This window comes from Pseudomonas sp. NPDC087598 (genome assembly GCF_044743525.1).
GTDB lineage: Bacteria > Pseudomonadota > Gammaproteobacteria > Pseudomonadales > Pseudomonadaceae > Aquipseudomonas.
In genome coordinates this window covers 239,458-250,432 of sequence record NZ_JBIUWQ010000001.1, presented here as the reverse complement: position 1 = coordinate 250,432, position 10,975 = coordinate 239,458, and the positions used below count along the sequence as shown (strand labels likewise).

Sequence of the window (10,975 nt, the reverse complement as noted above, 5' to 3'; positions counted from 1 at the left end):
GCCGACAGTCTTTTCGTCAATCCTTCATCTGCAATGCCCACTGCCGGGCATACACCCCGTCCAGGTCGAGCAACTGTTCATGACTGCCCTGCTCTACCACCTGGCCTTTGTCGATCACCAGAATTCGCGAGGCGTGGCGCAAGGTATTGAGGCGATGGGCAACGCTGATCACCGTGCGGCCCTGGGCGATGCGGTGCAGGTTGGCCATGACCGCGGCTTCGGACTCGTAGTCCAAAGCGCTGGTGGCTTCGTCGAGCAACAGAATGGCCGGCTGGGTCAGCAGGGCTCGGGCCAGAGCGATGCGCTGGCGCTGACCACCGGAAAGCTGGCCGCCGCGCTCACCGACCTGGGTGTCGTAGCTCTGGCCCAGGGCCTGGATAAACTCATCAGCACCGGCCAGAGCCGCCGCTTCGTGTACCTCGGCATCCGTGGCTTGTGGCCGACAGAGCCGGATGTTTTCGGCGATGCTGCCGGCGAACAGCACGCTTTCCTGCAGCACCACGCTCATGTTGCGACGCAGCGCCACGGGGTCGGCGATGGCCAGATCGATGCCATCCACCAGCACGCGACCGTGCTGTGGCACATAGAGGCGTTGCAACAAACGGGTCAGGGTCGATTTGCCGGAACCCGAGGGGCCGGTGATGCCGACAAATTCCCCGGGCTGGATGTCCAGATTGAGATTGCGCAGAATTTCCTGGCCGTCTTCGTCATAGCGAAAGCGCACGCCTTGAAAGCTCATGCTGCCCGCCAATGCCGGTACCGAAGCCAGGCCACCGCTGCCGCTTTCGCACTCGGTTTCAAGGATGTCGCCCAAGCGCCGCAGCGAAATCAGGGTGTGCTGGAAGTCCTGCCAGACCTGGGCCAGACGAAGGATCGGTTCCACCACATGACCGGCGAGCATATTGAACGCCACCAGTTGGCCTGGGGTTATCTGCCCGTCCATCACCAGGGTCACGCCCCACCACAGCAAGATTGCCGAAGTGAGTTTCTGGATCAGGCCAATGCCCTGCCCCGCCCAGATTCCGACCAGACGGATTGAGAAAGCAGCGCGCACGTAGGCGGCCAACTGGCGTTGCCACTGCTGTTGGAACAGCCCTTCGGTGGCGCCGGTCTTGATGGTCTCGATGCCCGTCACGGCCTCGGTCAGAAAAGCCGTGTTATCAGCACCCAGCTCGTATTCGCGCAGCGCCCGACTGCGCAGCAACGGCCCCACGCACAACCAGAACAGGAAATACAACGCCAGGGAACCGACTACCACCCAGGTCAGCGTCGGCGCGTAGCTGTACATCACGCCGATAAACAACCCGCAGAACGCCAGGTCCAGTACCAGAGTCAGCGCCGAGCCGGTGAGGAACTGACGGATCTGCTGCATCTCACCGACGCGAGCGATGATCTCGCCCGTCTGGCGTTGCTGGAAATAGCCCAGCGGCAACTGCACCAAGTGCTGATACAGGCGTGCCGACAGTTCGGCATTGACCTTGCTGGCCAGGTTGGAAAACAACCACGAACGTATGAAGCCATAGAGCGGCTCGAATATCGCCAACGCCAGCAGGGCAATACCCAGCACCTGCAAACTGGACAGACCGCGACTGACCAGGACGCGGTCGATGATGTTCTCGAACAGCATCGGCGTGACCAGCGCGACCAGTTGCAACATCAGCGAGACAAGCAACACGCTGCGAAACTGACGCAGGTGTTTGAGGATCGATGGCAGGAACCAGGCAATGCCAAATGCCGGAGGCTTCAGGCCCGTGTGGCGCTCGGCCAAAAGCAGAGTCTGGCCGTGCCAGAGAGACGTCAGCATTTCACGGGATAGCGTCTGGCAACGATCTTCCAGTGGCCAGTAAATGTCGACCTGGTCTTCTTCGATGCTGTTGAGCACCGCCCAGCCGTGAACGGTTTCCAGCAGCGCCGGTAGCGGTAGATGCTCCAGACGCTGGACCGCGCTGTGCACGGTGCGCGCCCGCAGGCCGATCCAGCCGGCGCAGCGGCACAGATCAAGGCGATCGGCCGTACCTTCAACACGTCCCAGGCGATGACTCAACTGCGCCACGCTGACATTCAGATCAAAGTGCCGCGCCGCCCAGGCCAGGGCCTGCAAGCCGGTATCGAGGAGTAGCGGAGCCTGATCGGGCGTAACTGCAAAAGCATCAGTCATGCTCAACGCTCCCGCAACGCTTCGGATTGATACTGCTGGATGGGGCTGAGCAAGTAGTCGATCACCCGACGGTCACCGGTGCGGATCTCTGCGGTGACGCTCATGCCCGCCTGCAACGCCAGCCATTCCTGGCCTACGGCGATGGCGGCACGGTCCAGGCGGATGCGTGCAGGAAACACCAGGCCCTGCTGTTCGTCCTTGATTGCGTCACCAGAGACGTGGCTGACAGTGCCGCGCAAAGTGCCGTAGCGGGTATAGGGAAAAGTATCAATCTTGACCTCCACCGGTTGCCCGGCACGGACAAAACCGACGTCCTTGTTCAGCACCATGACCTCGGCATCCAGCTCGGCGCCTTCGGGCACGATCACCAGCAGTTGTTGAGCCGGTTGCACCGCGCCACCGAGGGTGTGCACCGCCAGTTGCTGGACCACGCCGTCCACTGGCGCCAGCAAGGTTTGCAGGCGTTGCCGGTCACGGCCACGAATCAGTTGCTGCTCGAGTACGGCGATGTCCTGATGGGTACTGTTGAGCAGATCGTGCTGCTCGCGCTGGGTCCTGGCGAGGAAGCTGTCGCGTTGTTCGACTCGGTTCTGTGCCTCAGCCTTGAGCACTTGGAGTTCGGCGTTTTGCTGGGCCAGCGAGCGTTCGACTTCCAACTGCTCTTTTTCCTGCTCAAGCAATTCGACCTGCGGCATCAGTTGCTCCGCCGCCATCGCCCGCCGGGCGTTCAAGCGTTGGCGAATATTGCTCGCGAGTTTCCCCAGGGCGGCAATCTCCACACTGCGTGCGCGCTGATTGGCCTGATTGATACTGATCTCGGCGCGCAGGCTGTCGAGGTTGGCGCTGATCTCGCGCCAGGTGCTCGCCAGCTGCGCCCTTGCCGTCGCCACCTGCTCTGGATTCAAGCCTGCGGGCGGCTGATAACTGCCCAACGGGTCGTTGTTCAATAACGCCTGCGCCCGCGCCCGCTCCAGCAGCTTAAAGGCCAACTGAGCCTGCAACTCGCCCAACTCGGCATCGACGCCAATCGGGTTCAGCGCCACCAAAGGCTCGCCGGCTTTGACGCGCTGTCCATCACGCACGTGGATCGCGCTGACCTCGCCGGCCTCGTGGGCCTGAATCACCTTGGTATAACTGGAAACCATCAGCCGGCCGGTGCTGCTGGCGTGGATATCGAGAAACCCGAGAATCGCCCAGCCCAATGCCAGCAGGACGGACGCGATCAGCAACAAGGCCGTGGCCCGCGCCCACGGGGCCGGTGGCCGCTCGACGATCTCCAGATAGCCGGGCTGAAACTCATATTCGTCCCTGCTGCGCTTGAGCACGGCAGGGGCTGCGCGTAATGCTCGCCACGCTTGTCGCAGGGCTTTGAGTGTAGAGCCGGCCATCATGCATCCTCCTTGAGCAGCGCCTGCTGCAAAGCCCAAAGCCGTGCATAACAACCACCGTTGGCGAGGAGTTCGACGTGGCTGCCGGACTCGCTGATTTGCCCCTGTTCCAGCGCGATGATCCGTTGGCAGTGACGCACCGCCGACAGCCGGTGCGCGATGATGATCACCGTGCGGCCCTCGGCGATCCGCGCCATGTTGTCCTGGATCAGGGCTTGGGATTCATCGTCGAGAGCGCTGGTGGCCTCATCGAAAATCAGGAGTCGCGGATCGCCCATCAACGCTCGGGCAATGGCCATGCGCTGACGCTGGCCGCCGGACAGCGAACTGCCCGCCTCGGCCAGCACCGTGTCGTAACCCAAGGGTAATTGCAGGATGAATTCGTGGGCGCCGGCCAGGCGCGCAGCCTCGATGACGTCTTCCAGGCTGGCGGTCGGATGGCGCAGAGCGATGTTTTGCCGCACGCTGCGATTGAACAGGTAGTTTTCCTGCAACACCACGCCGATCTGGCTGCGTAGCCAACCCGGCTCCAGCTGTTGCAGCGGCTGACCATCGATCAAGATGCGCCCGGCGTCGGGCACATAGAGTTTCTGCAACAAGCGCGTGAGCGTGCTTTTCCCCGAGCCGGAAGGCCCGACGATGCCGAGGGTCTGCCCGGGAGCGATGTACAGATCCAGATTCTGCAGCACCAGATCGAGGTCGGGGCGATAGCGGAAGGCCAATTGCTCGATACGCACTTCACCGCGCAGCGCCTCGACCGGGCGTTGCTGGCCGTGGCTTTGCTCCACCGGCAGGTTGAGCATGTCCCCCAACTTGTCCACCGACACCCGCACCTGGACGAATTGCTGCCAGACATCGATCAGCTTGGCCAGCGGCTGACTGACGTGGGACAGCATCATGTTGAAGGCGATCAACTGGCCCAGCGTCAGTTCCAGGCCGATCACTTTGTGTGCCCCCCAACAGATCACGGCAACGGCCGTGAGCTTCTGCAACAACGTCACGCTCTGACTGATCGCGCTGCCCAGCGATTGGCTGGCAAACCCGGCCTCGACCATCTCGGCGGTCTGCGCCTCCCAGCGCCGTTGCATCCGGGGTTCTACCGCGAGGCTCTTGATCGTTTCGCTGCTGCTGACGGTTTCATTGAGAAAGGCTGTGTTGCGCGCAGCACTCTGGAATTGCCGTTCGATACGTTTTTCCAGTGGCCCGCTGCTGGCCCAGGCCAACAGGAAATACACCGGTAACGTCGCCAGCACCAAAAGTGTCAGCGGCCAGGAGATCCACGCCATCACCGCGAAGAACACCAGGGTGAACGCGACGTCGACACACAGAGTCAGCAAGGAGCCGGTGAGGAACTCACGGATGCTGTCCAGCTCCTGCACCCGGGTGATGATCGCGCCCACCTGCCGTTGCTTGAAATACAGCAGCGGCAAGCCCAGCAGATGGCGGAACAGTTTGACCCCGAGGCCAATGTCGATGCGGTTGGCGGTATGCGCCGACAAGTATTCGCGCAGCCCCTTGAGCAGGACTTCGAATACGCCCACGACCACCAGCGTCACCACCAGTACATCCAGAGTGGCCAGCGCCCGGTGGACCATAACCTTGTCCATCACCGCCTGAAAAAACAACGGTGTGGCCAGCGCCAGTACTTGCAACAGCAAAGAGCACAGCAACACTTCGCCCAGCACCCGCCGATGGCGCAATAACTCAGGGACAAACCAGGACAGGTCGAAACGCAGTCCGCCCTGGCGCACGCGGATCACTTGCCCGCTCCACTGCGCTGCCAACTGCTCGCGCTCGATCACCTGCGGGGTGTCGGCCGAGGGTGACTGGATCAAGGCCTGGGTCTCGGACAGTCGGGCCAACACCGCAAAGGCACCGGCCTCGTTTCGCCAGGCCAGTGGCAGCATTTTGGGAGTCAACTTGCGCAAGGACAGGCGCTCAAGACGCAGGTCAATGTCATTGGCGGTGCCGTAGGCTTTAACGGCGGTGCGCAGGTCAGTCTGAAAACGTCCGGCCGCGACATCCGCCTCATGACCCTGACTCAGCTGCAACAACAGTCGGCAACAGCCGAGTGCCGAGTCCGTCATGATCGCGTCGGCCTGGCTGGCGACAAGGCGCTCCATGACAGGAGTTTCGGCCACAAATATCTGCGTCATCGCAGGGCGCTCGATGGCGCGCGGTACGGTGTGGTGTGACGAGCGCTTCGCATAAAACTCGCTTTCCTTGATGGGGCTGGCATAACCCGATCATGTGGCAGCGACTGCAAATTGATAATCAGCGGCCCAGTTGATAACTGTTAAGGAAAAATTGATAACGAGCCTCTGCCAGGTGCATTGCGCCCCTCTGTCGCTCCTCGTGCCACGGCCGGTTACTCACACACTGAGGGATGTCTTTGGCCTGGAGAAACCCTCGCCAGCCAGACAATGGAGGAACGCTATCGCTGATTCAGATGGCGTAGAATCCAGCGAAAAGCGCAATCGCATTCAGGGAAATCCGAATAATGCTCTTCGAAAATCTGGCGCTGTTTTTGTTGATTGTCGAGAAAGGTGGCCTGTCGGCCGCAGGCCGTGAGGTAGGGCTTTCGCCGACGTCAGTCTCGGAGCGACTCGGGGCTTTGGAGAAGCATTACGGGGCGACGTTGCTCACCCGTACCACTCGGTCGATCAGCTTGACGGATGAAGGACGGCTTCTGGTGGAAGGCGCGCGTCGACTACTGGCGGACGCTGAAGACATCGAAAGCAATATCAAACTGGGCACAGAACGCATTTCCGGCCTGATACGGCTGAGTGCTCCGGTTGACCTGGGGCGAAATCGTCTCGTGCCCATTCTGGATAAATTTCTTGAAGAAAATCCTGACGTCAGCGTTGACCTTAACTTGACTGACGGTTACCTCGATCTTGCGGGTCAAGGCATCGACTTTGCCATTCGTTATGGGGCGTTGTCCGACAGTACGCTGCGGGTGCGAAAGCTCAGCGAAGGACGGCGCGTTGTCTGTGCATCACCGGCCTATCTGAGTGTTCATGGCACGCCACAACACCCATCGGAGTTGGCGCAGCAGCAGTGCATTCTGATGCGCTTTGGCAGCAACATTCATCGCGAATGGCAGTTCCGCGCCCACGGTCGTTCTTTCAAGGTCCGGGTGTCGGGCCGGCGCATCGCCAATGACGGCGATCAAGTGCGGCAGTGGTGTCTGGCCGGTCATGGTATCTGTATCAAGTCGTACATCGACGTGCGCGATGACTTGAAAGCGGGTCGACTGATCGAGGTGCTGGAGGCCTATTCACTACAAGGGGTGGACTTGCAAATTGTCTACCCTTCCAGCCACGCACTGCCACGACGGGTCAAATTGCTGATGGACGAAATCTCCTCGAAGCTGGCGACTTGAGCCCGATTCAAGGAGATTTGTGGCTGGGTTTTCTGAGCCTTTTGGCTCAGCCGTGCTGAGACCAGGCAGGAAAATCGGAGTAACCACGTTCGGTGCCACCAAACAGCTCGGCACCTTCCAGATCGGCCAATGGATAGCCCTTCTCCAGTCTCAGAGGCAGATCCGGGTTGGCGACGAATTTGCGGCCGAAAGCGACAAAATCGGCGTAGCCCTTACTCAACATCCAGTCGGCCTGTTCCAGGTCGTACTTGCCGGCCACCACAATGGCGTTGTGAAAATGCTCGCGCACCGCCCGCCGGAACGCCTCGGGAAATACCGGCGCATCATCCCAGTCCGCTTCGACCAGATGCAGATACGCAATGCCTTTTTCCTGCAAATAGGTGGCCGCTTCCAGAATCGTCGGCAGAATGTCCGGACACTCCATGCCTCGCGCCGTCAGAAACGGAGCCACGCGAATCGCCGTGCGATCGGCTCCGACCTCATCGATCACCGCATCCATGACCTCTTTAAGAAAGCGCAGGCGATTTTTGCGCGAACCGCCGTACTCATCCGTGCGCAGGTTGGAGGTGCTACGCAGGAACTGGTCAATCAGGTAGCCATTGGCGCCATGAACTTCCACCCCGTCGAAACCTGCCGTCATGGCGTTGCGAGCGGCTTTGCGGTAGTCGTTGACGATGTCGTGAATCTCGTCGCGGCTCAGCGCACGTGGCGTTGGGCATTTGACCATGCTGCCAGCACCCGTCGACGGGTCGACTTTCCAGATGCTGCCGTCGAACGGGATTGCAGAAGGCGCAACCGGTAGCTCGCCGTTATGAAAGTCGGGGTGCGACATGCGCCCCACGTGCCACAGTTGCAGAAAAATACGCCCACCCGCGGCATGCACCGCATCGGTCACCAGGCGCCAGCCTGCTACCTGTTCGTCGCTGTAGATTCCTGGGGTAAAGGAATAGCCTTTTCCCTGCGGAGAGATTTGCGTGGCTTCACTGACAATGAACGCCGCCGATGCCCGCTGAGCGTAATAGATCGCGTTCATGGCGTTCGGAACATCGCCAGGCTGAGTGCTGCGGGAGCGGGTCATGGGGGCCATGACCACGCGATTCGGGGTGCGTAGCTTACCAACCGCGCCGGGACTAAAGAGTTTGGACATGAGCGTCTCCTCGTAGAGATTCAGTGATCTTCCGGGCGCAGAATAGCCCTTTGGAGATTTCTGATAATCGGCCCCGACCGGAAAACATATTACGGTCAATCCGGATAATCGAGACGCTTGCAGGCCGATCCTGCTCCGGGCTGAACAGGCCACTCTGCGTACGCCAACACACCGCAGATGACCTGTAAAAGCCCTTGCGACACCAAGACTCAACGATTCCAGGGCGCCTGATCGTGTGCATCAATGCCGTACTTCTCCAGCGCCCGGGCGTGGGTCTGTGGATCAAGCGAAGCCAGCGCCGCCAGCACAATGTGCCAACGATCCACCTCAAAGAACCGGCGCAACGCCGAGCGCGTGTCGCTGCGTCCGAAACCATCGGTGCCCAGCGCGACATAGGGCGCCTCCAGATATGGCGCCACCAGTTGCGCATAGGCGCGGACGTAGTCGCTGGCCGCCACAATCGGCGCGCTGCCGGGCAGGCAACGTTGCAGATGGCTTTGCGTCTGGCAGTGCCCGGCGAACAGTTGCCGGCGCTGCACTTCTCGGGCCTCCCGGGCCAGTTCGGAAAAACTGCTGACGCTCCAGACTTCACTGCTGACCTGCCATTCATCCTCAAGCATCTGCGCGGCCGCAATCACCTCGCGCAAGATCGCCCCCGAACCCAGCAAACGTACCGTCGCCGGGGTAGCCCCATGACGGGCGTACAGGCGCATCCCGCGAATGACGTCGTCGTATTGCGCAGGTTCAAGTGGCGCCTGCACGTAGTTTTCGTTGGTCACGGTCAGGTAATAGAACTCGTCCTGCTGCTCCTCCAGCATGCGCCGGCTGCCATGGTCGATGATCACCGCCGCCTCACTGGCGAAGGCCGGATCGTAGGCGCGGCAGTTGGGGACGGTCGCGGCAATCAATTGGCTGGAGCCGTCCTGATGTTGCAGACCTTCGCCGGCAAGGGTCGTACGTCCGGACGTCGCCCCGATCAGGAAGCCCCTGGCGCGTTGATCCGCCGCAGCCCAGATCAGATCACCGACACGCTGGAAACCGAACATCGAGTAGTAGATGTAGAACGGCAGCATCGCCTCGCCGCTGACGCTGTACGACGTGGCCGCAGCGACCCAGGACGAAATCGCCCCGGCTTCGGTAATACCCTCTTCCAGCAGTTGCCCGTCGGCAGCCTCCTTGTAGTAGAGCAATGCGCCGGCATCTTCCGGCTCGTACAACTGCCCCACGGAGGAGTAGATGCCGATCTGCCGAAACAGGTTGGCCATGCCGAAAGTGCGTGCTTCATCAGCAACGATCGGGACGATCCGCGGCCCCAGTTGTTTGTCCTTGAGCAGATGGGTGAACAGGCGTACTACCGCCATGGTCGTGGAGTTTTCCCGATCATCCGGCGTGAGTGCGAAGCGTGCGTAGCTGTCGAGTGGCGGAACGCTGATGGTGGCGGCACGACTGTTGCGTTTGGGCAAATAGCCGCCCAACGCCTGTCGCTGCTGATGCAGGTAACGCAACTCAGGGCTGTCGTCGGCAGGCCGGTAGAAACGCATTTCTTCCACGGCCTGGTCGTCCAGTGGCAAGGCAAAGCGATCACGAAACGCCTTGAGCGCCTCGACATCGAGTTTTTTCTGCTGGTGAGAGGTGTTGCGCGACTCGCCGATCCGGCCCATACCGAAACCTTTCTTGGTTTTCGCCAGAATGACGGTCGGCCTGCCCTTTTGCTGTTTTGCCGCCGAAAAAGCCGCGTGCAGTTTGCGAAAGTCGTGACCGCCCCGGCGCAACGCATCGATCTGTTGCGGGCTCATGTGCGCCACCAGCGCTTGCAATTGCGGGTCCTGATTGAAGAAATGACTGAGGTTGTATTCACCGTCATTGGCGCCCAGATTCTGATACTCGCCGTCCACCATGGCGGCGAAGTGGCGTAACAGCGCATGCCCCTCATCGCGTGCAAACAGTGGGTCCCACTCGGAACCCCACAACACTTTGATTACGTTCCAACCGGCACCACTGAACAGCGCCGCCAGTTCCTGAACGATTTGCCCGTTGCCCCGGACCGGGCCATCGAGGCGTTGCAGATTGCAGTTGATCACAAAGGTGACGTTGTCCAGGTTTTCCCGCGCCGCCAGCGACAGCGCGGCAATCGATTCCGGCTCGTCCATCTCGCCATCGCCAAACACGCCCCAGACATGCCGCCCTTGCGTCGTCGCAATCGAGCGATGTTGCAGGTAACGCAGGAAGCGCGCCTGGTAAATCGCATCGATCGGACCGATGCCCATCGAACCGGTGGGAAACTGCCAGAAATCGGGCATCAGCCAAGGATGCGGATAGGAGCACAAGCCACCGCCATCCACTTCTTGCCGGTAACGCTGCAATTGCGCTTCCTGCACGCGCCCTTCGAGAAATGCCCGCGCATACACGCCCGGCGCCGAATGGGCCTGGAAGTACACCAGATCGCCGCGCCCGGCCTCACTGTCTGCCCGGAAGAAGTGGTTGAAACCGACCTCGAAGATCTCGGCGGCCGAGGCAAAACTCGCGATATGCCCGCCCAACTCGCCGTAGGCCTTGTTGGCTTTCGCCACCATCGCCAAGGCATTCCAGCGGATGATCGAAGTGATGCGTTCCTCCATCACCAGATCGCCGGGATAGTCGGGCTGTTGCTCAATTCCCAGGGTGTTCTGGTAGAGCGAGTAGGCGCTCGTGGCACTCTGTACGCCCAACCGATCAGCCTGCTCGGCCAAACGCTGAAGCAAGTACCGCACACGCGCCTTGCCACCGACCCGCGCAACACCGGTCAGGGCTTCCAGCCATTCGCTGGTTTCGATCTCGTCGCTGTCCTGCGGAACCGGGAGTAAATGATTTGGCCGTGGCACTGACTCTTTCATTGCAGAACACCCCGAAAGGTTGAA

6 protein-coding genes are annotated in these 10,975 nt (G+C 60.8%); 1 reads left to right on the top strand and 5 read right to left on the bottom strand.

Annotation, left to right across the window (positions count from 1 at the left end; genetic code table 11):
• Positions 1-16 precede the first annotated feature (16 nt).
• Genes ACIOWE_RS01055 through ACIOWE_RS01045 form a run of 3 tightly spaced genes read right to left on the bottom strand, consistent with a single transcriptional unit; the run spans position 17 to position 5,669 of the window.
• Entirely contained in the window at positions 17-2,158 is a 2,142-nt protein-coding gene (locus tag ACIOWE_RS01055; RefSeq protein ID WP_401386218.1) for a type I secretion system permease/ATPase, read from the bottom strand.
• Positions 2,159-2,160: 2 nt separating this feature from the next.
• Complete coding sequence (locus tag ACIOWE_RS01050) at positions 2,161-3,549, bottom strand: HlyD family type I secretion periplasmic adaptor subunit (RefSeq protein ID WP_401386215.1); 1,389 nt, start codon at positions 3,547-3,549, stop codon at positions 2,161-2,163.
• Complete coding sequence (locus ACIOWE_RS01045; RefSeq protein WP_401386479.1) at positions 3,546-5,669, bottom strand: type I secretion system permease/ATPase; 2,124 nt, start codon at positions 5,667-5,669, stop codon at positions 3,546-3,548. Before ACIOWE_RS01045 ends, ACIOWE_RS01050 begins: the two co-directional genes overlap by 4 nt.
• Before the next feature lie 377 nt (positions 5,670-6,046).
• Here ACIOWE_RS01045 and ACIOWE_RS01040 point away from each other — a divergent pair, with 377 nt between their 5' ends.
• Entirely contained in the window at positions 6,047-6,931 is an 885-nt protein-coding gene (locus tag ACIOWE_RS01040) for a LysR family transcriptional regulator (RefSeq protein WP_401386212.1), read from the top strand.
• Between the two features lie 46 nt (positions 6,932-6,977).
• On the opposite strand, the gene ACIOWE_RS01035 is transcribed toward ACIOWE_RS01040, so the two are convergent.
• A complete protein-coding gene (locus tag ACIOWE_RS01035) occupies positions 6,978-8,078 on the bottom strand; it encodes an alkene reductase (protein ID WP_201233396.1) in 1,101 nt (366 codons plus the stop codon).
• A gap of 209 nt (positions 8,079-8,287) precedes the next feature.
• Complete coding sequence (mdeB, locus tag ACIOWE_RS01030; protein WP_401386208.1) at positions 8,288-10,951, bottom strand: alpha-ketoglutarate dehydrogenase; 2,664 nt, start codon at positions 10,949-10,951, stop codon at positions 8,288-8,290.
• Between the last annotated feature and the right edge of the window lie 24 nt (positions 10,952-10,975).